We start from the raw sequence: 26582 nt of genomic DNA on the forward strand, positions 1-26582 counted from the left end.
TGTTTACAGGTTAATGGCAAGTTATCAGGTTGGGGGAGGGTTAGAAAACTGTTTAAGCGTTTTTATACTTTGAATTAAAAATGGCACATTTAACTTTTGTTCAATGGCAAATCCATCGGTGCCGGAAATATGCTCGTAACTGCCATCATGCTTGATTAGGGTGATCCGATCCTTTTTAAACGCGACAAGTACACCTTGGGTAAAGTTAACGCCAACACTGGTACGACTATTAATTAAGTCCCTACCAATCATGGTGGCTTTGGCAAGCTCTGAGCATTCTAAATGAGAAGCGAGCAGAGTATACGTGATGTCTTGTAATTGTTTAAACCCATCAATCTGTTGTAGTTTGGTTACGTTTGTGAAATAGGAACTTGCGCTGATAACATCACTGTTTTTTGCTGCTAATGCAAAAGCAAAGTAAAGATGTTTGGGGTCAAATTTTACGGTGCTTTCAGAACCATTAATGATGATAAGTGAAGCATTTCCTCCCTCTTCAGCTGCCGTATCGCCTAGGTGCTTAGGAAAAATCAAACGTTTTGATGGATCCCAACTTGGATGAGCGTGTTGAGTTTGCGGGTTCCTATAATATGCAGGTAGCCCGAAAGTCAAATTAAACCGCGCATCATCGTGATTTGTCGGCTGAATTAACTGTGAAACCGCAACCAATTCATCGTGATCATTCGTGAAACTAAGCAGTTCAGCGAGTGTCTGAAAATAAACAATGTTGACCGATGCTTTTCTAGGTTGGCAATTAGGCAGCGCACGGGGGAGTTGATATTGGCTGTCATTATGGTCAAATTGTATATCAGTTGCTTGCTGATATTTTTCAATATCGAGTAAGTCATGTCTGGCAAGTAATTTTTTAGCTGTAGTTGGATAAGATAGTGGTAAAACATTGTCTTGCTTAGTAATGTCAAAATACGTATTTGCATCAGCCCATATATGAATTGTATGACTCATTGCAAAGCAAGATACCAGCGCACCAGTTGCATAACGAGGAAATCGATATTGTTTTAATTTTGCAAGATTATGCCAAGCATGATTTCCCGCAACCAGTTCCAGAGCAAAAATAATCAGTATAAATCCGCCCGCTGCCACAGTTGCAATAATTGGATGACCAATGATTGTTTTCCATAGAACACTGACAATATCAGACAATGATGAAAAATTGAGGTGATATCCGAGTTTATAATAAACAAACGCATCAAGACTCAACAAAGCTATCCCCAGAGTCGCTAAAATTGCCGCCATACCTCTAATATGTCGAGGGTATGGAAAGACCATACTCAAAGGAAAAATCGTGAGCACAAATGCACTGAACGTTATAAAGCTGGTATGGCTAACCCAAGTGATCAACATGTAGAACCAACCAAGTAAAGTCGTTGGACTTTTATCAGCGAAAAGGTAACTACTGCTGATCAGCAGGACTAATCCAATATTAGCAAAAGTGAACCAATGTCCCCAACTGAGTAACTGGCTTGCTTTTGATGAAAAAGGATTTTGAGGGGATAAATTCATTCAGTTATTTTACCGATTGCTGTAATGCTTTTGCAAAGTTATTGGCAACAGCTTGTCTTTTTCCTTCAGGCACATGTTCTTTTAGAATATGCGTGATAGAATTTCCTAAACACATAAGGCTCAAGTCAACAGTAGAATGTTGCTGAGTAAGTACGTTTAGTAGCTGGTCAACAATTTCTTCAACTTGCTCGTTGGAGTATTTTGATTGGATAGGCATCAGTAAGTTCAATATTAAAGTGTTATAATTTATTTATTTTAACACTAGAGGCGTGAAAAACAAAGATGAGCATTGAGGTGAATAAACTTGTTGTACATTATGTAGACAAGAAAGATGAAGATACACAAATCCATTTGCGCAACGATGAAATGCAAGTTAATGACCGTGTAAATGTGTTTATCGAACAGTTACATCACGCTTACAACGGAAAGCCGGGTAAAGGGTATTGCGCGTTTAGTGGAGATAAAAACAGTCAGGTGTCGGCTGCTATGCAAAGTTATCGAAATGATGAACTTGGATTTTGGCACATGACGGAGCAGGCGACTGAGGTATTAAAAGAAGAGTTGAATAAATATGCTTTTAATGAGACAGGTTATTTAGTTTTTTGCCATTATCAATACGTTGCAACCGATTATATATTAATCGCCCTAATTAATATTAAGGACCATTATTCGATAACATCGGAACTCGATTTGTCATCATCTCGACATTTAGATATTTCCCGTATGCAACTGGCCGCAAAAATTGATTTATCAGCATGGGACACTCAACCAGATGACGCGCGATATATTTCGTTTATAAAAGGTCGAGCGGGTCGTAAAGTAGCTGACTTCTTTTTGGACTTTTTGGGCTGTGAAGAGGGAATAGATCCGAAGCAACAATCTCAAGTCATGCTAGAAGCGGTAGAAGACTATTTGAGTGAACAGCAGTTTGATAAGCAAGAAAAAGACACGTTGCGAAAAGAAGTATTTGATTATTGTAATGATTGTATCGCATCAGGAGAAGATGCCAATATTGAAACGTTATCAGATACATTGTCGAAATCAGGCGATACACAATTTGATGATTTTTATAAAGATCAAGATTATGCCTTAGAAGAGTCATTCCCGGTAGATAAGAAAACCGTAACAAGTATGGTTAAGTTTTCTGGTCTTGGAGGTGGTGTAAGTATAGGGTTTGAACGCAAACATTTGGGCGAGCGAGTGACTTATAACGCTGCGACCGATACCTTAACAATAAAAGGGATCCCACCTAATTTGAAAGATCAGCTTGAACGCCATTACGATGAAAGTGACTGAATCAAGGGTTGTTTGAATAAAGGCCACTAGCGTGGCCTTTATACGTGTTATGCCGACTACGAATGACCAGAAATAATAAATTTAGCAAGCTGTGTTGATAATTTCTCGGCGAGCTTAGTCATTGCATTGCTCTTGGCTGTGTCTTTGAAAGAAGAGGCTGCTTTAACACGGCTATTAAAGTGTGCTTTTTCTTCCCCATTTTCAATAACGACCATATAACTTTCTGCAACAGAATAATAAGTACCTGACTGGTATTTCTCTTGCCACTCAACTCTAAAACTTAGATCGAAATCAGCATTAGATTGTGTAACTTTTATGCCATTACGAGTAAGGGCACTCGAGAGAAGGTCATCTACTTTTGCGTGCTGCATATTATCAGAGACAACATTGAAACTAAGGTTGTTTAGTATGAGCTCGCTTGTTTCTAATTGCTTATTTACTTTAGCCGGTATATTGACGAAAGGGCTTTGGAGCATATGTAAATATGCGTTCAGTTTGCCACGCTTAGCCGCAAACGTTTTTATTTTAACCGCTTTTTTTAGCAGCTCTGATTTACTAGTGCCTTGTATATTAAATTCACTTATCTGAGTATCGAGCGCATTGATACTCAGTTCAGTTTGCATTATGGCTTCAGTGCGATTAAATGAAGCAAGTGCATAGTTAACATCATTTAACTGATACTCTTGTTCTATCTTCACTCCTTGCAGCTGAATCGTCGGGACGTTAGAGCTTATCAATTCATCAACATGAAATTGCATCGACTTTTCATTGGCAGTTTGTTGTACGGTGGTAGTTCCTGATATTGATACATTCAACTGTTTTGCAAGCTCCAAACGAGCAGCTTCTTGCGCAGCAAGTTGGGCTTGGCGCGTGTCGCCTATGTTTTTGGCACTGCCAACACCATATACCAAATATGTTGATGTAGGTGTGGTCGTCAGCCAAGTGGGTTTGGCTATATTTTCAGTGCTGTTCTGAGTGGTTTTACATCCGCTTAGTAATGCAACAGAGACACAAAATGCCACGCTGGTTTTAGAAACCAAAGCGTGAGCGCTCTTGAACTTTTTGAATTTTCTTCTGGCCATTCCATACCTCCCGGTTTGTTGTCATGTCAATTAAACGTAAATCTACTTGATAGAAAGTCACGCGGCTGCCTCCTTGTTCATCTAAAAAAGAGTTAATAGTACCTGATAGGGCATAGTCTGCGCCTTGCTCTTGGCCCATTTCATTTTGTGTTGCTAAGCTTGAATTAAGCTCCTGATCTTTTCGCTCATTTCTAATCTCACCGCGTAAATCTGCGCTGGCAACAAAATCCGCTTGTCCAGAGCGCAAAATTGCGCGTTTTAAATCGTTTAAAAAAGTATCAACAGCAATATGCTGATGAGATTTATTGCGAACTGATTGAATAATTACTGCAGGCCTTGTACCTTCCTTAGCTAGATGATCGTTAACCCACGGAAAGCTCAGCATGTCGTTGACCATTGCTTCTGATACAAGTTGAGAGTCTTTGCCATTCCATTTATCAGATAGAGCAACTTCTTGACTCGAGTCTACGCGACGTACCTCTGTGCTTTTACACCCTACCAAAGCAAGAGATAGAGCAACAAAAAGAGGGGCCGTTGTGATTAATTTAGGTGTTGTTTTCATACCATTTATTCCAAAGTAAAAATTGATTGTGCGGATGATGTCGGTTGCTTTTGCGAATTAATAAAAGTTCTGGTTTGCCACAGGGACATAGGTCCTTTTACATCAACATTGTCCGTTTGTTCTATTACACGTCCAGAATTCAATACTGTTTTGATGGTGACTTGGTGTTGCCCCACTGGCAACTGTATTTGAGACACTCTTATTTCTGCGGGTAAAGACTGCCATTGCCGTGTATCCGCAGAAGCCGTGACAGCATTAACGGCTGACGTTGCTAACTTGGCGATACCACTGAGTACATTGTTTTCTTGTAAACCTGTTTTATTTAGCAATTGTTGTGCTGTTATCGCTTTTACAACTTCGCGAGTCAAAGCCAATTGGATTTCAGTATTGGCATTTTCTAGTGCATTCTGCAGCGTTAATAATTCAATTGAATAAAAAGTTTTTAGCTCTGATTGCTTTTTGCCATTAACCCAAACTTCTGAGCCTTGGACTCTCGTTTCTGAAGGGGATAAGTAGGTAACTGAAATTCTTCCTCCATATTCTAAAGCATCAATTAAACCTACTTTCTTAGCATCGTCCCATAATCCACCGAGAGGAATACGCTTTGTTAATAGTCCAAGTGCGACGTCAGAGATGTCACCCATTGCATAGTTTTGCATCATGTCGAATAAACTGGTGTCAGCGAAAAGCATTTGAAACCATTTCATCTGAATTTGTTGTTCTCGGTGTGAACCCATCGGAATAGGTGTGATTACCAATGCTTTGGATTTGTGGTCGGCTCTTAGAATAAGGTTAAATTGTTTACGTTTTGGCGCTACACCAAGATTCTGTAAAATGGTCAATTGGCTGCCATCATAATCGTTATCAGATTGGACTTTCGATTGGATATGACTGAGTTCTTCTTCATAGCCTCCAGCCTGTTTCATGACTCTTACTAAATTTTTATAAACCTGCTCTGTGGTTTGATTTGGCAATTGGTATTGTTTTGCAAACCCTTTTTCATACGCCAGCGCCGCACGTTGATATTGTAATCTGGCGCTATCCAACTCACCGCTTTGTTCATTAAGTAGACCACTTAAATAATGTGCAAAGGCATCATCTTTATATTCAATATTAGTGAGTAAATCACTCGGTGAAAAGAGGGGGTGAAAAATGGCATAAACTTGGTTGGTTAATTCATCACTACTTGGCGCATGATAACCACCAGTTTCTTCCGTTAGCCCTTCTAAGTAAACGTTTAATTGTCGCATTTCAATCAGTGACGCGTCTAGCATCTCTTGCCTGCGAGTAGGCTGAAGCGTGCCAAGTGCATTGTAGTTCATGGCTTTCATCATATGTAGCAATGGACGGTAATATTTTTGACCATGAAAAGTAGTATAAGTAGGACCACTAAATTGCGACAATGCTTGCTCAGAAATACTCTTCGTGTAAAAAGAGTCAAGTAGGTCTTTTGCTTCACTTAAGTGTTCATTACTTTGCGCATATTTTTTTTCTAATTGGAAATAAGTGGCAAGTTCAAGGTGATATAAAAGTCTATTCTTGCCTTGACTACTATAGTTACGTTTTATAGTTGTTCTTGCTGAGACAAGTTCACCTTTTTGAGCCAACGCAATCGCATTGTTTTTTTGAAAGTGCGTGACGTTGCAAGCACTTAAACATGTTAAAGTACTCATTAGTACTAATTTTTTTAGGGTGTTTATGACGTTTAAATTCAAAAATGCGTCCTTTGCACTCAATTATAATTGAGAATATATTACAGTAACTTCCCTAAGTTAGATAAAAAGAAATGATATTTAAAGCAATAAATTGTTAAAAATCGTTTTTACACTTTATTACTGTTAATGCGATGTATTTTTGCTAGATTAACTCTAAACCGCTCAATGCTAAAAGGAACCACTATGAAATTGAAACCAATGTTAACAACTTTGATTATTGCTGGGATGCTATCTGCGTGTAGTTCAACTAAAAATGACGCTGCATCAAGCTCGAGTGTAAATATACCAGAGTGGGTATTGAACCCTGTTGTAGAGAATGGGATCGCAGCGGCTGATTGCATTAAATATTCGGGTAATATTTCAATAGACCAAAAAATGGCTGTTGCGAATGCACGTCTCGCGCTTTCTCAGCAGATAGAAACGCGTATAGAAGGCTTAGACAAAACTTTTGCAAACAGGACTGATGCGAATGAAGAGACAACAGTCGGTACTACATTTAGTTCGGTTTCTAAGCAGTTAACTAAACAAACACTCAGTGGGTCTCGGATTGTTAAAGCTGATGTTGTGGAGATTGGTGGTAAAGATTATTTCTGTGCATTGACTACGTTATCTCCTGAGCTGACAAAAACGCTTTTTAAAGACCTCATAAAAGAAACTAAGCCAAAGATAAATGCCAAAGATGAGCAGTTTCTATATCAAGAGTTTAAAGCATTTAAAGCAGAGCAAGATTTAGAAAAGGAAATTGCTAAGCTGACAAACTAATCATGGCTCAGTATTCGCGTAATAACACGTTGTTACGCGAATACTGTATTTTATCTATTTTGGAGAACAGCATAATGAAAAAATTTATCGCATTTGTTGTTGCCACTCATCTTCTACCCACCCAACTTCAAGCAAGTCAAGCGCAATTATACGCCGAGTTAGATGAGGCTATGAATGGTTGGCAAACAAGTCAACATTCAGTGCAAGACAAGGATGAGTTTGAGCAATTTAAGACACAGCACCTTAATGAATACCACAAATATGTTGAAGAGCACTTTGCAGAGTTTGATGCTTTTAGAGATAAGTTGATTAAACAATGGGGTGATGCTCAGACTTCGACAACAAGTCGGTATGTACATTATTCTCAAGCTGAAAATACCAGATTAATTGTCGATTTCGAGCAAGATCAATTAGTGGTTGGTATTAAGCATCATGCTGATACTGATGTTTCTCAGGAAAATGCACAGGCTGTATTTAAACGATTTCTACAATCAAATAGTGCATTATTAACTGAATTCTTTAAAACACAATCAGTCAAAGAACAGCAAGCTACAATTGAAAAAAGTGAATCTTATATTATTGATAATAAAGTACGGGCAAAAGCACTGCTTGATGCAAAGCAGCAAATACAAAATCAAACACAACAACAGCAGCAATTGCTTGAAAAGCAGTTTGACGCGCTATTAGCGGGGGAAAACGATGTATTGTCTCCTAATGCGTTGACTAACCCCCAAAACTATAATGCACAACAAGTACTTGAGAAGAAAAAAGCTGACCTACAGACATTGCAAAACAATAGACTCAAAAGCCTAAAAGAAAGTATCAAAGAGTTACCATCTGGGCGCAGTGACAGCTCTGTTACAGAGTTTGTGATAAAGTTGCCAAAAAATACACTCGCTAAGCAGCGAGCGAGCAGTTACCTCAATCAAATAACCGCTCACAGTAAGCGGTTTGAAATTGACGGTAGTTTAGTACTCGCGGTGATGCATACCGAAAGTCACTTTAACCCACTGGCTAAGTCTCATATTCCAGCCTATGGATTGATGCAAGTTGTACCAACCAGTGCAGGCGTTGACGTAAATCGGTTTTTGTATGATATAGATGAGCCTATGTCAGAACCTTACTTATATGTTACTAACAATAATATTGAAGCGGGTACTGCATATTTACATATATTAAATGATCGATATTTAAGACATATAGAAGACCCTATAAGTCGTAAGTACTGTACTATAGCTGCTTACAACACTGGAGCAGGCAATGTTGCTAGGGTATTTAATAGTGATGATTCACGAAATATAAAGAAGGCGAGTCGTGTAATTAACTCGATGTCTCCTGAGTTAGTTTTAGAAGCACTCCAAAGTCGTTTACCCTATGATGAAACAAAGCATTATCTAGAAAAAGTGTTATCAAGAGAGGCACTTTATATTCAATAGAATATGTATCACTTAGTAAATGATAAAAGAACAGAGTTTAAATCGGCCGCAGCGATAAGTGGCTGATCACACACTAGGCAAATAAGTTATGTGACATCTACAAACCATGCTGAAATTAACACTGCCTTTACCATGCCACCTTTACTAGACTTAAAGTATTACTGTCGCTTTTCACCGCGGTGCCGTCTTATCGCAATCAATCTTCTTGTCACAAGCTTTCTTTGCTGAGTTAAGCATAAAACTGTATAGATTAATAAACTATTATTAGGGTGTGTTCGCGTATGCACTTGAAGGGTTTGTATTGATGTTCCGTGAAAGTTATTAATAGCTTAATAGGTTGGAGGAGGTCAGAACTATTGGTTTGATTAAGGCCTTTACCGTTACCAACATAGGTAGGAGTGTATTTGTATTAGGGTAAAAAAGGCCGCAAAAAGCGGCCTTTTAATTGAGTTTTTATCTTTTAGCCAACTTGAGCAGGTGATGCCATAGCAGCACTAGCTCGTCCTGCTGGGGCTTTAGAGCCCGCAGAAAGGCCTGAGTTTTCTACTAATTCTCGGGCTTCATGTGGCATTGCAGAAGGGGTTATTACAACACTAGGGTCTTCTACACTACTGGCCTTTTTCATCGGTGCACTCGCATTTTGATTAAAGCGGATACGAGACGTACCATGAGAATTATCAAGCACTGGTGTGTTCACAACGGTCGCTTCAACTACCGCTGCTTCAACTACCGGAGTTGCAACAACGGGTGCTTCAGTAACAGGTGCTTCAGTAACAGGTGCTTCAACAACTGGTGCTTCAACAACTGGTGCTTCAACAACTGGTGCTTCAGTAACAGATGCTTCAACTACCGGAGTTGCAACAACGGGTGCTTCAGTAACAGGTGCTTCAGTAACAGGTGATTCAACAACAGGTGCTTCAGTAACAGGTGCTTCAGTAACTGGTGCTTCAGTAACTGGTGTTTCAGTAACTGGTGTTTCAGTAACTGGTGTTTCAGTAACTGGTGTTTCAGTAACTGGTGTTTCAGTAACTGGTGTTTCAGTAACTGGTGTTTCAGTAACAGGTGTTTCAGTAACTGGTGCTTCAGTAACTGGTGTTTCAGTAACTGGTGTTTCAGTAACTGGTGTTTCAGTAACAGGTGTTTCAGTAACAGGTGTTTCAGTAACAGGTGTTTCAGTAACAGGTGTTTCAGTAACAGGTGCTTCAACAACGGGTGTTTTAGTGACTGTCGTTTCAACAACTGGCGCTGAAATAGTAGCTGTGGGTTGTTCAACGTCGTCACTGGCTTTCAATTGTGCTTCATATTCAGCAGCAGCTTGATCTGCAACAGGAACAAACGCAGGTTCTTCGCTATTTTCCACTTCAGGTTTACGGCGGCGTTGACCAGCTGCACGTAAATGGCGAGGAGAGCGCCTAGAGCGGGTTCTTGGTGCATCTTTCTCATTGTCATCAACTGCAATCACTGCTTGGTCTTGAGGTAATGCTTTTTCAACAATATCTTGCTGCGGTGTATTGTCGTCATTAGAAGGAGACGTTGCTTCAGCATTGTCTTTTTTCTTCACTCGCTTAATTGGTTTTTCAGCTACAGCTACAGTTGATTGCTCTGGTGCTTGCTGAGTCGTGTCTAATTCAACACTTTCAACTTTTTCTTCGGTGACACGTACTTTCTTACGCAGGTTTCTTCGTTGGCGACGTGGCGGCTTAGCTTTAACTTCTTTAGCTTCTGTAGCGTCAGTTGTTGCAGTATCACCTTCGTTACTTGGTTTCTGGTGGTCAGTACGTTTACGGTTATTTTGACGACGCCTTTTATTACGGCCTTCATTTTTATCGCTGCTATCATTACTGACAGGTTGAGACTGAGTTTGTTCAGTTTCATTACTTTCAACGTGCTCATCTCGTTTTTTACCTGAGTTACGTCTACGTTGATTACGACGACGATTGTCGTTATTTCGACGCGGCTTTCTTTCCGAAGGTTTTGGCTCTGGAGTAGGTTCAGGCTTAACTTCTTCAGTTTCAAACAAACCTTTTAACCAACTACCAATACGAGAAAGTAAACTCGGTTCTGATGGTTCATTTGAGTCGGTAGGCGTTGTGACTGCTTCAGAGACAGGTTGAGGTGCAGGTGCTGAAGGCATAACCACACCTTTTAGAACCGGCTCTTCTTTAACCGTTGTTACGGTTCGTGCGACTTCAATGGTCTCAGGCTCAGGTACACTCATTTGTTCATAGCTAGCGGCTTCAGAAGTTTCATCTTTGCGTAACCGAACGACTTCGTAATGAGGAGTTTCTAGATGCTGGTTAGGTATAATCACCACGTCACAGTTATGGCGCTTTTCAATACGGTGAACTGATTTACGTTTTTCATTTAGTAAATAAGCCCCAACACGAACAGGAACTTGCGCATTAACTTGTGCCGTATTTTCTTTGATCGCCTCTTCTTCAATTAAACGAAGAATAGAAAGCGCGATTGATTCATTTGAACGAATCGTGCCTTGACCATTACAGCGTGGACATGAATGCTGACTTGCTTCACCTAAGCTTGGGCGTAAACGTTGTCGAGACATTTCAAGTAAACCGAAACGAGATATTTTACCAATCTGTACTCGAGCACGATCAGGTCGAACTGCATCTTTTAGACGATTTTCCACTTCGCGCTGGTGACGAGGCGGTGTCATATCGATAAAGTCGATAACGATTAAACCGCCTAAATCGCGTAATCGTAATTGGCGAGCAATTTCATCAGCGGCTTCTAAATTAGTATTGAGTGCTGTCTCTTCAATATCGCCACCTTTAGTTGCTTTTGAAGAGTTAATATCAATAGAAGTTAGCGCTTCAGTTGGGTCAATTACAATTGAGCCACCTGATGGTAAGCGCACTTCGCGCTGAAAGGCTGATTCAATCTGACTTTCAATTTGATAGTGAGTGAACAAAGGTACATCATTTTGATATAACTTCACACGGCTCATAAAGTCAGGGCGAAAGCGTTCAATATGCGCCTTTGCTTCTTCAAATACTCGGGCTTTATCAATTAATATTTCACCGATGTCGCGGCGTAAATAATCTCGAATCGCACGGAAAATAACGTTACTTTCTTGGTGTATTAAAAAAGGGGCTTTATCACTATCCGCGGCTTCTTGAATTGCTTGCCAATGCACAAGTAGCGCTTTCAAGTCATATTCTAACTCTTCAAAAGATTTACCAACACCAGCAGTACGAACGATTAATCCCATACCTTTAGGTAAATCAAGTCGGCTTAGTGCTTCTTTTAACTCAATACGCTCGTCACCTTCGATACGGCGAGAAATCCCACCTGCACGAGGGTTATTCGGCATGAGTACCAAATAACTACCAGCAACACTGATAAATGTAGTAAGTGCAGCACCTTTTTGGCCTCGTTCTTCTTTATCAACTTGAACAATAACCTCTTGGCCTTCTTTAATCACATCTCTAATGTTCGGACGACCATTGAAAGTGTATCCGGAAGGGAAGTACGTTTTTGCTATTTCTTTTAAAGGAAGGAAACCGTGACGCTCGGCGCCATAATCTACAAAGGCTGCTTCAAGAGATGGTTCGATACGGGTAATTTTACCCTTGTATATATTGGCTTTTTTCTGTTCGTGACCAGGGCTTTCGATATCTAGATCGTAAAGGCGTTGGCCGTCAACCAGTGCGACGCGCATTTCTTCTTGCTGCGTAGCATTGATTAGCATACGTTTCATATTGTTACTCTACATTTCAATTTTTAGTTAAGCCTGATTGATATCACTCGCCGACATTTAGTGTTCCTAGGTATTTAATACAGTCTCCCGACTGGGGAAATGGGAACAATCAGTATCACCGGCTTCACAGTGCCTTATATTTGGCTAACTTCGCCATTGTTACTGGCACCTGTGAGCATCGCTATTTGCGTTTGGTGTTTGCACGGGCTAAAGGGCTCGGTGTTAAACAATCAGACATATATCTTCTATTTTTTGCTTTTTTAAGCTTAACCATGCTTAGCTTCACACTACATTCTATTACGCGCAACGCAGTGGGCTAAACGCACGTGTTTTAATTGGGGCTAAAAAGCGTTGGAGATCCAAGCTTCAATCTGTATGATCTGGCACCCAAGATGTGCATCACGGTTGATTTTTGCGATAAAAAGCGAATCCGCAAAAATTGCGGACCAATTATCCCACTAATATACTCGTGATAGCAACTAAATTATTACTCAAATCAGTGATTAGGCAATGTCAGAAAAACCGGCTCTAAAAGTTAGCTTCGTAACTATTACCGAAGATCAAGATGGTCAGCGGATAGATAACTTCTTGTTGACGCATTTAAAAGGGGTACCAAAAAGTGCTATCTATAAGATTTTGCGAAAAGGCGAGGTACGTGTAAATAAGAAGCGTATTAAGCCCGTATATAGGTTACAACTAGATGATTTAGTGCGTATTCCTCCTGTAAAGGTTGCAGAGAGGGAAGAGTTCGTTCCAAAAAACCTAGATAAAGTAGCGGGTCTTGAAAATGCGATTATATATGAAGATAAATATTTGATTGTCATAAATAAACCATCAGGTATGGCAGTGCATGGAGGCAGTGGCTTGAGTTATGGCTTAATTGAGGCTTTACGTGCGCTTCGACCGGATGAAAAGAGCTTGGAGCTGGTACATCGTTTAGACCGAGATACGTCTGGCTGTTTGTTAATATCTAAACGACGCTCGGTACTAAAAAGTTTGCATGAGCAGCTGCGTGAAAAAACCATGGAAAAGAATTACTGGGCGTTAGTGACGGGTGAATGGGCATCAAAATTGAAAAATGTGACGGAGCCGCTAAGAAAGAACACCTTACAGTCAGGTGAGCGAGTTGTTCGAGTTGACCTTGAAGAAGGGAAAGCATCACACACTCGTTTTAAAGTGTTACAACGATTTGATGATTGCACTTTGGTACAGGCATCTCCTGTGACTGGTCGTACGCATCAAATACGTGTTCATACACAATGTAAAGGTCATCCTATTGCGTGTGATGACAAATATGGTGATCAGGTATTTGACGGTAAAATGCGTAAACTCGGTTTAAATCGTTTATTTTTGCATGCGCATGATATTCGCTTTTTCCATCCTAAAACTGAGACAACCTTACGAGTAGAAGCGCCATTAGATAAAACGTTAAAAAATTGTTTGAAGGTTCTACGGAGCTAAGTTGATGAAGTATAAACTGATAATTTTTGATTGGGATGGCACTCTGATGGACTCTATACCAAAAATTGTCCATTGTCTTAAATTGTCCGCATTGCAGGTGGGTTTACCTGAACCTACTACCAATGAAGCCGCAGCGGTTATTGGGTTATCATTGGATGTTGCGATAGCGGCCTTGTTTCCCGAACAAGAAGATTATTGGACCGAGCTGGTCACAGGGTATCAAGCGAATTATAAAGCAAGTGATAGTATACAACCTGTGATGTTTGAGGGAACTGCAAAATTATTGAGCTACTTGCGTGATCAGGGGATGCTGTTAGCTGTCGCGACAGGGAAAAGTCGGCAAGGACTGAATAGAGTTTTGGATGAGTCGCAACTGTGTGATTATTTCATTACGAGTCGAACTGCGGATGAAGCTCATTCGAAACCTGCACCTGATATGCTTAAGCAGATCCTCAATGAAGTAGGAATAGATGCAAGTTCGGCGTTGATGGTGGGTGACTCTTTATTAGATATGACGATGGCAAGCAATGCGAATATGGATGCTGTTGCCATGAGTTGGGGGGCCGCTGACAAATTATCATTGTCAGCATCAAAAGCGTTAACGATATGTGATAGCTACGTACAACTACGACAGGTTATTTGCAGTTAATACATCGACTCCTTGAGCTAATAATAGTTGTGTCAACCGTATTAGAGGAAGACCTATTAAGCTATTGGGGTCGTCTCCTTCCAATTTATCAAATAAGCAGATCCCTAGACCCTCACTTTTGAAGCTACCCGCACATTGATAAGGTTGTTCGATATCACAGTAGGCACTGATCTGTTTATCATTCAAAATGCGAAAATAAACATGGAACGGTTCAACCAGGGAAGTACTTTTGTTTTGTTCAATATTGTATAGACAAAGGCTAGTTAGAAAGGTCACTTTCTGGCCACTAAATTGGCGCAATTGCGCAATGGCATTTGGTTTTGTATGTGGTTTTCCTAAAACCTGACTTTGATGCACGGCTACTTGGTCGGATCCTATGACAAGGCCTTGGGAATAGAACTTTTTAGCCGTGTGTGCTTTTTGTTCTGCTAACCGCAAAACCAATTGCTCGGGTGTTTCACAATTGAGTGCGGTTTCATCAATTTCAGGATTGAAAGAAGAAAAAGGGAGATTTATTTTTTTTAAAATAGACTGCCTAAATTCAGAACTTGAGGCTAGAATTAGAGGGATTTTCATAAATACTCTGACGTCGTTATAATTATGTCGCTAGAATAGGACGCAATCAGGCGAAAAACAAAGGAAAGTTTGAGATTTATTTTGACTAACATACTAACAATCTATATGATGCAGCCCCTATGCAAAAGGTGAAAATTCCCGTCACTCTTGATCCAAGCAGAGCAGCTCAGCGCCAACTTAGTTATGATGGTGTTGTTCAGCTTGAAGAACTTTCTCGTTTAGAGCAAGTTGTGCGTGATCAAAGCGGTGAAATAGCGGTACAGATTCATTGCAAAAATGATGAACAAGGGTTAACAGTTGTGTATGGTTCAATCCAAGCACATCTAACAGTTGTCTGTCAGCGTTGTAATGATGAACTAGGGTTGGATTTGGTCCAAGATTTTGCTTATTCACCTGTAAAGGCGGATACAGAGTCGGACGAACTTCCTGATAACTACGATATAGTAGAACTGGATGAAGATGGAGAAGTTAATCTTCGAGCATTAATCGAAGATGAATTGATTTTGGCTATTCCAATAGTTCCTACACATAACGAAGTTAACTGCTCTTATTCTGAGAAGCCAGCCAGCTTTGGAGAAGTAGATGCAGAAGAAAGTAAACCAAATCCATTTGACATTTTAAAACAACTTAAGAAAGATTCTTAGGAGAAGGCTCATGGCAGTACAAAAAAGCAAAAAGTCTCGCGCAAGACGTGGTATGCGTCGTTCACACGATGCGATCAGTGGACCAGCTTTAACTGTAGATCAGGTTTCAGGCGAGACTCATCGTCGTCACCATGTGACTGCAGATGGTTACTACAAAGGCGTTAAAGTAATTTCTAACTAAGAGATTACTTTATGCTGACTCATCTAACCATAGCGTTAGATATGATGGGGGGCGATTACGGCCCCCGTTCATCTATCCCCGCTGCTGTTTCTGCAGTAAATAAACATGCCAATTTAACGTTACTCTTATGCGGTAATGAAAGTGTTATAAGAGAGCGCTTAACCAGTCTCGACTCGATAAACCATCCCCGCTTAATTATTAAGCATTGCTCTGAAGTTGTAACGAACAGTTGTGAGCCTGCATCAGCGCTGCGAAATAAAAAGTCGTCGTCAATGAGAGTTGCTCTTGAACTTGTTAAAGCCGGAGAAGCACAGGCGTGTGTCAGTGCAGGTAATACTGGGGCACTATTTTTTATGGCTCATTATGTCTTAAAAATGCTACCTGGTATCAAGCGACCAGCATTAATTTCAGCAGTGCCTACCGAAAAAAAACAACCAGTGTATTTGTTAGATTTGGGAGCGAATGTACATTGTGACGCGCATACTTTATTTCAATTTGGGGTAATGGGATCAATTGTTGCAGGTCAAGCTCAAAATATTCCAAGCCCTAAAGTTTGCTTACTTAATATAGGTTCAGAAGAAATAAAAGGTCATGACACAATAAAAAGAGCCGCCGAGTTAATGAAAGAAACACCACAGATCAATTATCAAGGCTATTGTGAAGGTAGTGATATGTTTTCTGGTAAGGCCGATGTTATTGTGTGCGAGGGATTTGTGGGTAATGTGGCTTTAAAAACATGTGAAGGAATAGCGAAACTTATTATGTATAAGTTTACAAAATCATTGAAAAAGCATGTATTTTATCGGTTGCTAGCATTTGTACTTAAACCAGTCATAAAAAAACTGTATAAACGCGTGAACCCCGACCAGTATAATGGCGCAAGTCTGGTAGGATTGCGGGGTATTGTTGTAAAAAGCCACGGAAATGCTTCGAATAAAGCATTTCTTGCTGCAATTGAAGAAGCTTCGCGCGAAGTCGAGCGTTGTATTCCGGATAAAATCCAAGCCACTTTTGCACAAATAGCAGCAAAATCAGAACATTCGTCATCTTCGCTCGAAAACTAATGAAGTAGTTGTGATGAGCGATATGGCACAACTATTATTATTAAGAGCACCATATGTCACAGAAAATTGCACTTTTGTTCCCAGGACAAGGATCTCAAGCGGTCGGTATGCTAGCAGAGTTACTTGCCACATCAGAGATTGTCAAAGAAACATTTTCAGAAGCGTCAGAAGCATTAGAATACGATTTGGCTGATCTTGTTTTAAATGGTCCTGAAGACGACTTAAATCAAACGCACCGTACTCAGCCAGCATTACTTACAGCGAGTGTTGCAATTTATCGCGAATGGCGTGCGAGCAACTTAGAAAGCGAAGTTGTAATGGCTGGGCATAGTTTAGGTGAATACTCAGCATTAGTGTGTGCTGAAGTGATTTCTTTAGGTGAGGCTGTAAAACTGGTAGAAAAGCGTGGATTGTACATGCAAGAAGCGGTGCCTGCCGGTGTTGGCTCTATGGCGGCTGTTATTGGTCTAGGTGACCAAATAATTGCGGATGCTTGTAAAGAGAGTGCACAAGGCCAAGTTGTTTCCCCAGTAAATTATAATTCGCCAGGTCAAGTTGTGATTGCGGGTCATAAAGAGGCTGTTGAAAGAGCATCAGCGGTGTGTAACGAAGCGGGAGCAAGACGGGTGATGCCTCTTTCAGTAAGTGCCCCTTCTCATTGTGCGCTAATGCAGCCTGCGGCAGATAAACTCGATGCAGACTTACAGCAGTTGGCTTTCTCTGACGCTAAAGTTGACGTTATCAACAACGTTGATGTTGTAATTGCACGCTCAGAACAAGAAATTAAAGGTGCGTTGGTTCGTCAATTATATAGTCCGGTTCGATGGACTGAGACATTTCAAAAACTTGCAGCTTTGGGTATCACCCAAGCATATGAGTTTGGTCCTGGCAAAGTATTGACTGGATTAGCGAAACGTATAGATAAATCAGTAGCATGTAGCGCAGTAAATACTGTTGCTACTATTGAATCTGCAAAATAATTAGAGAATTAATATGAGTAATTTATTTTCACTGGAAGGGAAAGTTGTACTAGTAACAGGTGCTAGTCGTGGGATTGGTAAAGCGGTTGCTTCTGAGCTTGTTGCTCAAGGTGCACTTGTAGCTGGAACAGCGACAAGTGAAGCTGGAGCAGAGAAAATCAGTGCTTATCTTGGAGATAAAGGTAAAGGGTACGCATTGAATGTGACTGACGCAGAGTCTATCTCGGTAACGCTTGCTGCAATTAAAGCTGACTTAGGTGATGTTGATGTGCTAGTAAATAATGCAGGCATTACGCGTGACAATTTATTAATGCGAATGAAAGACAATGAGTGGAATGATATCATTGATACTAACCTGAGTTCGGTCTATCGTTTGTCTAAAGCTGTATTACGCCCAATGATGAAGAAAAAGTCAGGTCGAATCATTAATATTGGGTCAGTTGTTGGTACGATGGGCAATGCAGGCCAAGCAAATTATGCGGCGGCGAAAGCTGGTGTTATTGGTTTTAGCAAATCGCTAGCACGAGAAGTTGCTTCTCGAGGTATTACTGTCAATGTGGTTGCACCTGGTTTTATTCAAACTGATATGACTGATGAGTTAACTGATGAGCAAAAAGCTGCGACATTATCAAATGTGCCAGCAGGGCGTTTAGGTCAACCACAAGAAATTGCTGCTGCAGTGTGTTATTTGGCGTCAGATGCTGCCGCGTATGTGTCTGGTGAGACACTTCATGTCAATGGCGCAATGTACATGGTTTAAGGCACTGAAGAGTGCAAGAATAAATTTAAATTTTTGTGATCGTGTTACAAACAGACTTGAAATTGCTTTTAAAATGAGCGATAAAAGAACAAAACATTTAGTAACAGGTTTGACCAGATAAAAAATTCTGAGCAAATCCTTGAATCACAGTATTATGCGCCGTACACTACGCCGCAATCTGAAAATAACGCAAATGCGTTTAAATAAAGGAAAGAAGAATGAGCGACATCCAAGAACGCGTAACGAAAATCATCATAGAGCAACTAGGTGTTAAAGAAGAAGAAGTTAAAAACGAAGCGTCTTTCGTAGATGACTTAGGTGCAGACTCTTTAGACACTGTTGAGCTAGTAATGGCTTTAGAAGAAGAGTTCGATACAGAGATCCCTGATGAAGAAGCAGAGAAAATTACTACTGTTCAAGCAGCGATCGATTACGTTACAGCTCACGCAGAGTAAGTAACTAATCACTGGGGCAGCATTCGCTGCCCTTAGTCTTTATATCCCCTCGTAAAATATAATAATCCCTTTTTTGGAGGACTCCGTGGCTAAACGTCGAGTTGTAGTAACTGGCTTAGGTATGCTTACGCCGCTAGGTAATGATGTATCATCAACCTGGCAGGGCTTATTAGATGGCCGAAGTGGCATCGAAAACATTACTCATTTTGATACTTCAAGTTTTGGAACTAAGTTTGCAGGGTTGGTTAACGACTTTGATGTAACACAGTTTATGCCAAAGAAAGATGCTAAGAAAATGGATTTATTTATCCAATATGGTATCGCTGCGGGAGTTCAAGCTTTTAAAGATTCAGGTCTAGAGATAACAGACGAAAATGCACCGCGTATAGGGGTTGCCGTTGGTTCTGGTATCGGTGGACTGACATTGATAGAAGAGAATCATATTAAGCTATTAAACAGTGGTCCACGTAAATTATCACCATTTTATGTGCCGTCGACCATTATTAATATGATTTCTGGTCATCTATCAATTATGCACGGCCTTAGAGGCCCAAATATTTCTATTGTAACAGCGTGCACAACAGGGCTTCATAATATTGGACACGCCGCGCGTATGATCGCATATGGCGATGCAGATGCCATGGTTGCTGGTGGTGCAGAGAAAGCCTCAACACCGATAGGAATGGGTGGTTTTAGCGCCGCAAGAGCATTATCAACTCGCAACGACGATCCACAAGCAGCATCTCGTCCATGGGATAAAGATCGTGATGGTTTTGTGTTGTCGGATGGTGCGGGTGTTATGGTGCTTGAAGAATATGAGCATGCTAAAGCGCGAGGTGCAAAAATTTATTCCGAACTTGTTGGGTTTGGCATGAGTGGTGACGCATTTCACATGACTTCACCGCCAGAAGATGGTTCAGGTGCAGCATTAGCTATGGTCAATGCACTAAATGATGCAGGAGTTAATGCCGATCAAATTGGGTATATTAATGCTCACGGTACATCAACAAATGCAGGTGATAAAGCAGAAACTCAAGCTGTTAAGTCTGTGTTTGGTGCAGCTGCAGATAAAGTAATGGTTGGTTCATCTAAATCAATGATGGGGCACTTGCTTGGGGCGGCAGGTTCTGTTGAGTCAATTATTACCGCTTTGTCATTACAAGAACAAAAAGTATCACCAACGATTAACCTAGATAATCCTGATGAAGGGTGTGATCTTGACTACATCGCCCATACGGCACGAGATGCTAAATTAGAGTATGCGCTATGTAACTCCTTTGGTTTTGGTGGCACAAATGGTTCTTTACTGTTTAAAAGGGTATAATATCTAGTCAGTAAGGAAAATAAAAGCCTGGCAATGCCAGGCTTTTTTTGTAGGTGTTAGATGAATATAGTAACGACAGATACGATCTCTTGCAAAGACCGCGGACTGCAGTATGGAGACGGTTTTTTTACGACGGTGCAGATCACAGCAGGACAACTGTCACTTTGGTCATTGCATCTACAGCGATTACAGCAATGCCAAGAGAGATTGGGGTTTACGGCGCTTAACTGGCAATATTTAACAACGCATTGCGAAAATGTAGCGGCAGAGCATCAACACGCAGTTTTGAAAATAATCGTTACTCGTGGTGTGGGCGGACGAGGTTATACCCCACCAACAGCCGTGCTTCCAACGATATATGTATCAGTGAGTGAATTTCCAGGGCATTACAAGCAGCTCTCTCAAAGTGGCTTACGCTTGGGCATTAGCAATATCCAATTGGGGCATCAGCCATTATTGGCGGGTCTAAAAACGTTAAATAGGTTAGAGCAAGTTTTGATTAAGCAGGACGCAATGCAGTTTAGTGTTGATGATGTGCTTGTGATGGATATAGACAACCACGTTATAGAAACATCTGTTGGAAACATTATAGCTTGCAAAAATGGTGTGTTTTACACACCGCAACTAGATAAATGTGGTATTGAAGGGGTATATCTAAAACACTTAGCTCAACAGAATCTAATTAAGCCTATACAAATAAAATTAGACCAACTACTTGAGATGGATGTGGTTGTGGTATGTAATAGTTTAATGGAATGTATTCATGTTTCTCAATTAGAGAATAAAGTTTATGATTTAGACATGGCATGCCAAGCCATTAGAAAACTCAATAACAAGGTATAGAAGTGAAAAAAACTTTGCTGTTACTAATGACTTTAATCGTCTTTATAGGGATATTTTTGACATATAAAATATCGAAGTTTAAGGTATTGCCACTTAACAATGTACAAAGTTTGTATCATGTTAAGCAAGGCATAGGGTTTAATCAGCTATGTCGGTCATGGCAAGACAAACAGTTGTTAGAATCCTGCCTACCTTATAAGCTCTATGCCAAATTATTCCCCGAAAAAGTTATATTGAAGGCCGGTGTTTACGATTTACGTGGTTTAACGGTGCTTTCTGCAATTAATAAAATTAATGAAGGGCAGCAACAGCAGTTTTTTTTTACAATCATTGAAGGCGAGCAGCTTCGTGGTGTTCTAGCTAAACTTAAAGCCAGTCGTTTTATTGAGTATGATGTTGAATTAGAAAAGCTTACAGAGTTACTGGCACTTGAAGGGTCTGCTGAAGGGTATTTACTCCCAGAAACTTATGCTTATACTGCTGGCACGAGTGCGGTGTCAATCATCCAAAGAGCCAAAAGTAAAATGGATGAAGTTTTAAATATAGAATGGAATAATCGCGCAAATAATTTGCCAATAAACACACCATATCAGGCATTAATATTGGCTTCAATCATTGAAAAAGAAACAGGTTATGCGCCAGAGCGGGGCCTTATTTCGTCGGTTTTCATAAATAGATTACACGCTAAAATGCGGTTGCAGACCGATCCTACGGTGATTTACGGCTTGGGAGAGCAATTTGATGGGGATATTAAACGGCAAGATTTACGGCAATTGACACCATATAATACTTATAGAATAGATGGGTTACCCCCAACGCCAATTGCAATGCCATCACAAGATGCTATTCGGGCAGCTTTGCACCCCGAGGCATCGAATTATTTTTATTTTGTTGCCAAGGGTAATGGACAGCATCAATTTTCAAAAGATTTAGCAGCGCATAATCGCGCTGTGCAAAAGTATATTTTAAAGAGACGTAATGACAGCTAAGTTTATCGTAATAGAGGGCCTTGAAGGCGCGGGTAAGTCAACGGCAATGCAGGCATGCCAGCAGTTTTTAGCGGATAAAGCCATTGACTTTATTCAGACTAGAGAACCAGGAGGAACGCCATTAGCAGAAGCTCTACGTGATCTTGTCAAACAGCAGCATGAAGAAAGCATTGCAGCAGAAACAGAACTTATGATGATGTATGCAGCCCGTATGCAGCTATTGCATAATGTTATCACACCGGCGCTTAACAAAGGTCAGTGGGTAGTTGGTGATCGCCATGATATGTCATCACAAGCATATCAAGGGGGCGGCAGAGGTTTACCGCAAGAGGCGTTAACTGCACTTTCTGGTATCGTTTTACAAGGATTAAAGCCTGATTTGACGCTATATTTAGATATTAGACCCGAAATCGGGTTAGCTCGGGCTAAAGGCCGTGGAGAGCTTGATAGAATTGAACTTGAAGCGATGAGTTTTTTCGAGCGGACGCGTGCGCGGTATTTAACGCTTGCAAACGCTGATGAACACTGCGTCATTATTAATGCTGAACAGCCAATAGAGCGTGTACATAAAGATATTATTGCTGCATTAGACACATTTTATCTTGGTGTGAAAGCATAGTATGTATACTTGGCAACATGCTTTATGGCAGCAATTACAAGATAGCTTCCAGCAAAAGCGGTTTCATCATGCACAATTATTTATTGGTTTACCTGGTGTTGGCAAATTTGATTTAGTTAAAGTGCTTGCGAGTACATTATTATGTGAGCGACCAGAGGGTTTTAGAGCTTGTAATGCCTGTAAGGCTTGTGGGCTACTGGCAGCAGAGACTCACCCAGATAAGCTGCTAATAAGTGCGGAATCAAATAGTATTGGTGTAGATGCTATTCGGGCCCTAAGTGATTTTATACACCACTCAGCGCTACAAGGTGGCAATAAAGTTGTCCTTATCAAAGATGCTGAAAAAATGACGCATTCTGCGGCTAATGCATTGTTAAAAACATTAGAAGAGCCGAACTTAAATCGATATATCTTGTTAACGTGCAATGATAAAAGTCAATTACCAGCAACGGTTCTCAGCCGCTGTGGTCAGCAATCTGTGGCTGTGAGTGAGGTGTCGTGTGCACAAAACTGGTTATCAGAGCAGCATATTCCATTGCATGAATTTGTATGGGTAGAGCAGTTCTATTTGCAACCTTTAAAACTAGTACAGTGGCACGAAGATGGTATGCTAGATAAAATTCAAGCACTCTACTTATTTGCAAGTCACTTAAAAGAAAGTCATAATTTTGCTGAAGTACAAGGGATTTTGACAGAGCACACTCAATTGAACTCTGTTTTTTACGTGTTTATCAATCAACAGCTTAAATACCGCTTACAACAAGGTTTGGGTTTTAGCGCTTATAATGATGCGCAAAAAGCTCTGCATCGCTTTATGTTAGATACACAACAGATCCTAGGCTTAAATCAATCGTTAGGGTTAGCTAAGCTAATATATACGTTACAAAACGCAATAAAATAGGATGTAACATTGTGCAAGAGTTATTAGTAGATTTTGAAGATTTAGATGAACTGTATCGTTGTTATATGCCAGCTTTAAAGCACGGTGGTTTGTTTATTAAAACAAATACACGCTATGAATTGGGTCAGGCTGTCAATATGAGAGTAACATTACCTGATGCATTAGAGCATGACTTAGTTTTGGGCAAGATCGTATGGATCACACCTCAAGGTGCGCAAAATTCAAATCCACCCGGTGTTGGCATCGGTTTTACTGAAGACAAAGATCGTGTTAACGATAAAATAATTAAGTTATTGGGTACGATGCTTAATGCCGATAAACCCACCTACACCATGTAAGAGTAGTTATGATTGTAGATTCCCATTGCCATTTAGATAGACTTGAGTTTGACAAGCTAGGTCAGGACTTACCTGAAATTTTACAAGCTGCAAGAGCAAGACAAGTAGAGCACTTTTTGTGTGTAAGCGTGACCTTAGAGCAGTTCCCTAACATGCTTGCAACTATTCTCCCTTATAAAGATATTTCCGCATCCTGTGGCGTTCACCCTTTAGACCAAAAAGATCAATTGGATAAAGCATTGCTGCGAACATTAGCATCCCATGAGCGTGTAGTGGCTGTGGGTGAAACTGGGCTGGACTATTATTACGCAAAAGACACACATAAAGTGCAGCAAGACAGTTTTGTCGGGCATATTGAAGTAGCCAATGAGTTAAACAAACCACTTATTATTCATACTCGAGATGCAAGAGAAGATACCATTTCTCTTATGAAGTCACATAATGCTGAGCGATGTGGTGGCGTATTACATTGTTTTACAGAAGATTGGGATATGGCTAAAAAGGCCATTGATATGGGGTTTTACATCTCGATTTCAGGAATTGTCACGTTCAAAAATGCAATTGAGCTAAAAGAAGTTGTTAAGCAACTGCCTCTAGATAGGTTATTGATAGAAACAGACTCACCCTATTTAGCACCGGTTCCTTATCGAGGAAAAACTAATCAACCAGCTTATGTACAAGATGTGGGCTATTATATTGCGGATTTAAAAGGCTTGCCGTTTAAATCATTGGCTGATGCGACCACAGAAAACTTTTATCGCTTATTTAACTTAGCGTCAAAAGTGAATGTCTGATTGTACTAGCAATTTACCCTTGATGTTACTTGGCCCGATTATTCGTCGCGCCGAGCGTCATCAAGTATGTGTTCAATTGGTTACTAGTGTTGCGGTACGAGTAGAGTTCACTGTGGCTGATTATACTGTACAGAGTGAACAAAAAACGCTTAATTTAGGTCAGTCTTGCTTTTTACATACTGTGATTATCAGGCCATACCAAAATGAGTTTTCAGTCGATGTAGCCTTAGATTATATGCTGTACTTTGATGGTGTTATGCAGCAACTTGATGCGCTTTGCTATGCTGGGTTGTCATCACCACAAATTGTTATTCCGCATAACCTGACTCAAATTCTACATGGCTCATGTCGTAACCCCCATCACCCTAGTGCAGATAGCTTAGCCAGTGCCGATGATCAAGTACAGCAATATCGACAGCGCAGGCAAGTTGGCCCAAGCTTATTGTTAATGTCTGGCGATCAGATCTATGCAGATGATGTAGCGGGAGCAATGCTACTTGCTATAGGTCAGTTAATAGATAAACTTGGCTTGTATAAAGAAGCGGACAATGGGTTGCAATTACCTAAGTTGCGACAAGAACAACTATTCAGCCGACATAACTTTTTGCCAAAAACCCCATGGCAAAAGTGCAGTAAATGGTCTTTGGGGTATCACTTTAAAAAAGATGAGCCACACTTTACCAGTGCACATGCATGTAATCACCTTATTCATTTTGAAGAGTTTATCGCTTACTATTTGCTCGCTTTTAGTCCTATTGCATGGACTTTGATTGATCGAAGTTTAATTACGTACGACGGCAACAATCCAGCCAAGGTGAGCAAGTTTTCTAACGAGTGGATCGCATTACAAACCTTTATTACCCAATTACCAAAGGCGCAACGGTTGTTTGCCAATACGTCAACACTCATGATGTTTGATGATCACGATGTCACTGATGATTGGAATTTAACTGCACAATGGGAACAAGCAATAGCGAGCAATTATGCGAGCCGTAGGATCATTAACAACGGATTGTTGAGTTATTGGTTGTTCCAAGGTCTAGGTAATGACGCGATGAGTGATTCTGAAGCGCTTATAGCACCTTTTGAAGCCAGCTTTAGAGGTGAAACTTGGCATTTTGACACATTAGATAAATCATTACAGCGATTTGGTCGGTGGCACTTTTGTTTAAATACATACCCGAAAGTTGTGGTGCTGGATACGCGAACACACCGCTGGCGAAATGAGCAAAATTTCGGAGAACCCAGTGGCTTAATGGACTGGGAAATGTTGATGGAGTTGCAAGACATGCTCGTTGATCATGATGCCGTGATACTGGTATCACCCCCGCCAGTATTTGGTGTTAAGTCGATTGAAGCGATCCAAGCACTTTTTAATTTTTGCGGTCAACCTCTTGTTGTAGATGTTGAAAATTGGATGGCCCATGAGGGATCAGCAAGGAAGCTATTGGATATTTTTAAACGGCCAGACACTCCAAGAGAAACAATTATATTATCAGGAGATGTACATTACTCCTTTTGTTTTTCAGTGCAAAGCCGATTTGGTCGCCATGATAACCGTATTTGGCAATTAACTGCATCAGGCATTAAAAATGAATTTCCAAAAAAGCTCATTGCTTGTTTAGACAAATTAGATTCAATTTTTTATGGCCCTTGGAGTCCTCTTAACTTTTTCACCAAGCGTTGGCAAATGGAAGTAAACAAGCACCCGCTTCAAGAGGGTGATCAAAAGCAACCCTATTTAGTATCTCATAGTGCGATAAGCCTTATTACGTTAGAGCAAGGAAAATTAGCACAGTATGAGCTATTACATGGCGATGGTTCGAAAAGTAAATTCTGCTTAGACTTAGAATAAAAACCTCCTAGTTTTTATACAGTTTGCTATATTTTATAAATCGAGTCTTGCATATGGCTG

26 protein-coding genes are annotated in these 26582 nt (G+C 40.5%); 19 read left to right on the forward strand and 7 right to left on the reverse strand.

The window, feature by feature from the left end; translation table 11 throughout:
• Positions 1-24: 24 nt before the first annotated feature.
• A complete protein-coding gene (locus J8M01_RS05565) occupies positions 25-1518 on the reverse strand; it encodes a DUF3413 domain-containing protein (protein ID WP_211057303.1) in 1494 nt (497 codons plus the stop codon).
• A gap of 4 nt (positions 1519-1522) precedes the next feature.
• Positions 1523-1735 (reverse strand): DUF1414 domain-containing protein, encoded by a 213-nt coding sequence (locus tag J8M01_RS05570; protein WP_192507081.1) that lies wholly within the window; start codon positions 1733-1735, stop codon positions 1523-1525.
• A 65-nt stretch (positions 1736-1800) separates the two neighbouring features.
• Between J8M01_RS05570 and yejK the strand changes: the two genes are divergently transcribed.
• Positions 1801-2814: a nucleoid-associated protein YejK gene (gene yejK, locus J8M01_RS05575; RefSeq protein ID WP_211057304.1), complete on the forward strand. Its 1014-nt coding sequence runs from the start codon at positions 1801-1803 to the stop codon at positions 2812-2814.
• A 56-nt stretch (positions 2815-2870) separates the two neighbouring features.
• Here yejK and J8M01_RS05580 read toward each other — a convergent pair whose 3' ends face one another.
• Genes J8M01_RS05580 through J8M01_RS05590 form a run of 3 tightly spaced genes read right to left on the reverse strand, consistent with a single transcriptional unit; the run spans position 2871 to position 6131 of the window.
• The gene (locus tag J8M01_RS05580) at positions 2871-3896 is read right to left on the reverse strand and encodes a hypothetical protein (protein ID WP_247671012.1); all 1026 of its coding nucleotides are present in this window, start codon (positions 3894-3896) and stop codon (positions 2871-2873) included.
• Positions 3844-4458: a penicillin-binding protein activator LpoB gene (locus tag J8M01_RS05585; RefSeq protein ID WP_211057305.1), complete on the reverse strand. Its 615-nt coding sequence runs from the start codon at positions 4456-4458 to the stop codon at positions 3844-3846. The genes J8M01_RS05580 and J8M01_RS05585 overlap by 53 nt, the downstream gene beginning before the upstream one ends.
• Positions 4459-4463: 5 nt before the next feature.
• Positions 4464-6131 carry a hypothetical protein gene (locus J8M01_RS05590; RefSeq protein ID WP_247671013.1) on the reverse strand — a complete coding sequence of 556 codons (1668 nt, stop codon included), beginning with the start codon at positions 6129-6131 and terminating at the stop codon, positions 4464-4466.
• A gap of 225 nt (positions 6132-6356) precedes the next feature.
• Between J8M01_RS05590 and J8M01_RS05595 the strand changes: the two genes are divergently transcribed.
• The gene (locus J8M01_RS05595) at positions 6357-6935 is read left to right on the forward strand and encodes an LPP20 family lipoprotein (protein ID WP_192507085.1); all 579 of its coding nucleotides are present in this window, start codon (positions 6357-6359) and stop codon (positions 6933-6935) included.
• A 74-nt stretch (positions 6936-7009) separates the two neighbouring features.
• Positions 7010-8371: a transglycosylase SLT domain-containing protein gene (locus tag J8M01_RS05600; protein WP_211057307.1), complete on the forward strand. Its 1362-nt coding sequence runs from the start codon at positions 7010-7012 to the stop codon at positions 8369-8371.
• A gap of 460 nt (positions 8372-8831) precedes the next feature.
• Here J8M01_RS05600 and rne read toward each other — a convergent pair whose 3' ends face one another.
• A complete protein-coding gene (gene rne, locus J8M01_RS05605; protein ID WP_211057308.1) occupies positions 8832-12089 on the reverse strand; it encodes a ribonuclease E in 3258 nt (1085 codons plus the stop codon).
• Positions 12090-12599: 510 nt separating this feature from the next.
• Here rne and rluC point away from each other — a divergent pair.
• Positions 12600-13550: a 23S rRNA pseudouridine(955/2504/2580) synthase RluC gene (rluC, locus tag J8M01_RS05610; RefSeq protein ID WP_211057309.1), complete on the forward strand. Its 951-nt coding sequence runs from the start codon at positions 12600-12602 to the stop codon at positions 13548-13550.
• A 4-nt stretch (positions 13551-13554) separates the two neighbouring features.
• Positions 13555-14199: an HAD-IA family hydrolase gene (locus J8M01_RS05615; protein ID WP_211057310.1), complete on the forward strand. Its 645-nt coding sequence runs from the start codon at positions 13555-13557 to the stop codon at positions 14197-14199.
• Here the strand turns inward: J8M01_RS05615 and J8M01_RS05620 are convergent.
• A complete protein-coding gene (locus tag J8M01_RS05620) occupies positions 14176-14775 on the reverse strand; it encodes a Maf family protein (RefSeq protein WP_211057311.1) in 600 nt (199 codons plus the stop codon). The genes J8M01_RS05615 and J8M01_RS05620 overlap by 24 nt on opposite strands.
• A 119-nt stretch (positions 14776-14894) precedes the next feature.
• Here J8M01_RS05620 and yceD point away from each other — a divergent pair, with 119 nt between their 5' ends.
• From yceD to J8M01_RS05690, 14 genes are all read left to right on the forward strand, one after another.
• Positions 14895-15419, forward strand: coding sequence for a 23S rRNA accumulation protein YceD (gene yceD / locus J8M01_RS05625; protein WP_192507091.1), 525 nt, complete (start codon positions 14895-14897; stop codon positions 15417-15419).
• A gap of 10 nt (positions 15420-15429) precedes the next feature.
• On the forward strand, positions 15430-15600 hold the full coding sequence (gene rpmF / locus J8M01_RS05630) for a 50S ribosomal protein L32 (protein ID WP_070985127.1): 171 nt from the start codon (positions 15430-15432) through the stop codon (positions 15598-15600).
• Between the two features lie 11 nt (positions 15601-15611).
• On the forward strand, positions 15612-16664 hold the full coding sequence (gene plsX, locus J8M01_RS05635) for a phosphate acyltransferase PlsX (RefSeq protein ID WP_192507092.1): 1053 nt from the start codon (positions 15612-15614) through the stop codon (positions 16662-16664).
• A 53-nt stretch (positions 16665-16717) separates the two neighbouring features.
• Positions 16718-17644, forward strand: a complete 927-nt coding sequence (gene fabD / locus J8M01_RS05640; protein ID WP_211057312.1) for an ACP S-malonyltransferase — start codon at positions 16718-16720, stop codon at positions 17642-17644.
• A 13-nt stretch (positions 17645-17657) separates the two neighbouring features.
• Positions 17658-18404: a 3-oxoacyl-ACP reductase FabG gene (gene fabG / locus J8M01_RS05645; RefSeq protein WP_192507094.1), complete on the forward strand. Its 747-nt coding sequence runs from the start codon at positions 17658-17660 to the stop codon at positions 18402-18404.
• Between the two features lie 218 nt (positions 18405-18622).
• Positions 18623-18859, forward strand: coding sequence for an acyl carrier protein (acpP, locus tag J8M01_RS05650; protein WP_010364517.1), 237 nt, complete (start codon positions 18623-18625; stop codon positions 18857-18859).
• Between the two features lie 85 nt (positions 18860-18944).
• On the forward strand, positions 18945-20183 hold the full coding sequence (fabF, locus tag J8M01_RS05655) for a beta-ketoacyl-ACP synthase II (RefSeq protein WP_192507095.1): 1239 nt from the start codon (positions 18945-18947) through the stop codon (positions 20181-20183).
• Between the two features lie 60 nt (positions 20184-20243).
• Positions 20244-21026 (forward strand): aminodeoxychorismate lyase, encoded by a 783-nt coding sequence (pabC, locus tag J8M01_RS05660; RefSeq protein WP_211057313.1) that lies wholly within the window; start codon positions 20244-20246, stop codon positions 21024-21026.
• Positions 21027-21052: 26 nt separating this feature from the next.
• Entirely contained in the window at positions 21053-22015 is a 963-nt protein-coding gene (mltG, locus tag J8M01_RS05665; RefSeq protein ID WP_211057355.1) for an endolytic transglycosylase MltG, read from the forward strand.
• Positions 22005-22634 carry a dTMP kinase gene (gene tmk, locus J8M01_RS05670; RefSeq protein ID WP_192507098.1) on the forward strand — a complete coding sequence of 210 codons (630 nt, stop codon included), beginning with the start codon at positions 22005-22007 and terminating at the stop codon, positions 22632-22634. The genes mltG and tmk overlap by 11 nt, the downstream gene beginning before the upstream one ends.
• A gap of 1 nt (position 22635) precedes the next feature.
• On the forward strand, positions 22636-23535 hold the full coding sequence (locus tag J8M01_RS05675) for a DNA polymerase III subunit (RefSeq protein WP_211057314.1): 900 nt from the start codon (positions 22636-22638) through the stop codon (positions 23533-23535).
• Between the two features lie 11 nt (positions 23536-23546).
• The gene (locus tag J8M01_RS05680; RefSeq protein ID WP_192507100.1) at positions 23547-23873 is read left to right on the forward strand and encodes a PilZ domain-containing protein; all 327 of its coding nucleotides are present in this window, start codon (positions 23547-23549) and stop codon (positions 23871-23873) included.
• Positions 23874-23881: 8 nt separating this feature from the next.
• Positions 23882-24667 carry a YchF/TatD family DNA exonuclease gene (locus tag J8M01_RS05685; RefSeq protein ID WP_211057315.1) on the forward strand — a complete coding sequence of 262 codons (786 nt, stop codon included), beginning with the start codon at positions 23882-23884 and terminating at the stop codon, positions 24665-24667.
• Positions 24660-26522, forward strand: coding sequence for a metallophosphatase (locus J8M01_RS05690; RefSeq protein WP_211057316.1), 1863 nt, complete (start codon positions 24660-24662; stop codon positions 26520-26522). Before J8M01_RS05685 ends, J8M01_RS05690 begins: the two co-directional genes overlap by 8 nt.
• Positions 26523-26582: the final 60 nt, after the last annotated feature.

It is taken from the genome of Pseudoalteromonas sp. MMG005 (genome assembly GCF_018101015.1).
Taxonomy (GTDB): domain Bacteria; phylum Pseudomonadota; class Gammaproteobacteria; order Enterobacterales; family Alteromonadaceae; genus Pseudoalteromonas; species Pseudoalteromonas aurantia.

Coding starts and splice junctions, on each gene's coding strand:
- rne (WP_211057308.1), bottom strand. CDS start 12,089: ATGAAACGTATGCTAATCAATGCTACGCAGCAAGAAGAAATGCGCGTC.
- rluC (WP_211057309.1), top strand. CDS start 12,600: ATGTCAGAAAAACCGGCTCTAAAAGTTAGCTTCGTAACTATTACCGAA.
- fabG (WP_192507094.1), top strand. CDS start 17,658: ATGAGTAATTTATTTTCACTGGAAGGGAAAGTTGTACTAGTAACAGGT.
- rpmF (WP_070985127.1), top strand. CDS start 15,430: ATGGCAGTACAAAAAAGCAAAAAGTCTCGCGCAAGACGTGGTATGCGT.
- acpP (WP_010364517.1), top strand. CDS start 18,623: ATGAGCGACATCCAAGAACGCGTAACGAAAATCATCATAGAGCAACTA.
- J8M01_RS05600 (WP_211057307.1), top strand. CDS start 7,010: ATGAAAAAATTTATCGCATTTGTTGTTGCCACTCATCTTCTACCCACC.
- J8M01_RS05595 (WP_192507085.1), top strand. CDS start 6,357: ATGAAATTGAAACCAATGTTAACAACTTTGATTATTGCTGGGATGCTA.
- J8M01_RS05570 (WP_192507081.1), bottom strand. CDS start 1,735: ATGCCTATCCAATCAAAATACTCCAACGAGCAAGTTGAAGAAATTGTT.
- fabD (WP_211057312.1), top strand. CDS start 16,718: ATGTCACAGAAAATTGCACTTTTGTTCCCAGGACAAGGATCTCAAGCG.
- yejK (WP_211057304.1), top strand. CDS start 1,801: ATGAGCATTGAGGTGAATAAACTTGTTGTACATTATGTAGACAAGAAA.
- J8M01_RS05585 (WP_211057305.1), bottom strand. CDS start 4,458: ATGAAAACAACACCTAAATTAATCACAACGGCCCCTCTTTTTGTTGCT.
- pabC (WP_211057313.1), top strand. CDS start 20,244: ATGAATATAGTAACGACAGATACGATCTCTTGCAAAGACCGCGGACTG.
- J8M01_RS05685 (WP_211057315.1), top strand. CDS start 23,882: ATGATTGTAGATTCCCATTGCCATTTAGATAGACTTGAGTTTGACAAG.
- J8M01_RS05565 (WP_211057303.1), bottom strand. CDS start 1,518: ATGAATTTATCCCCTCAAAATCCTTTTTCATCAAAAGCAAGCCAGTTA.
- J8M01_RS05580 (WP_247671012.1), bottom strand. CDS start 3,896: ATGGCCAGAAGAAAATTCAAAAAGTTCAAGAGCGCTCACGCTTTGGTT.
- J8M01_RS05590 (WP_247671013.1), bottom strand. CDS start 6,131: ATGAGTACTTTAACATGTTTAAGTGCTTGCAACGTCACGCACTTTCAA.
- yceD (WP_192507091.1), top strand. CDS start 14,895: ATGCAAAAGGTGAAAATTCCCGTCACTCTTGATCCAAGCAGAGCAGCT.
- mltG (WP_211057355.1), top strand. CDS start 21,053: ATGACTTTAATCGTCTTTATAGGGATATTTTTGACATATAAAATATCG.
- J8M01_RS05690 (WP_211057316.1), top strand. CDS start 24,660: ATGTCTGATTGTACTAGCAATTTACCCTTGATGTTACTTGGCCCGATT.
- J8M01_RS05615 (WP_211057310.1), top strand. CDS start 13,555: ATGAAGTATAAACTGATAATTTTTGATTGGGATGGCACTCTGATGGAC.
- tmk (WP_192507098.1), top strand. CDS start 22,005: ATGACAGCTAAGTTTATCGTAATAGAGGGCCTTGAAGGCGCGGGTAAG.
- J8M01_RS05675 (WP_211057314.1), top strand. CDS start 22,636: ATGTATACTTGGCAACATGCTTTATGGCAGCAATTACAAGATAGCTTC.
- J8M01_RS05620 (WP_211057311.1), bottom strand. CDS start 14,775: ATGAAAATCCCTCTAATTCTAGCCTCAAGTTCTGAATTTAGGCAGTCT.
- plsX (WP_192507092.1), top strand. CDS start 15,612: ATGCTGACTCATCTAACCATAGCGTTAGATATGATGGGGGGCGATTAC.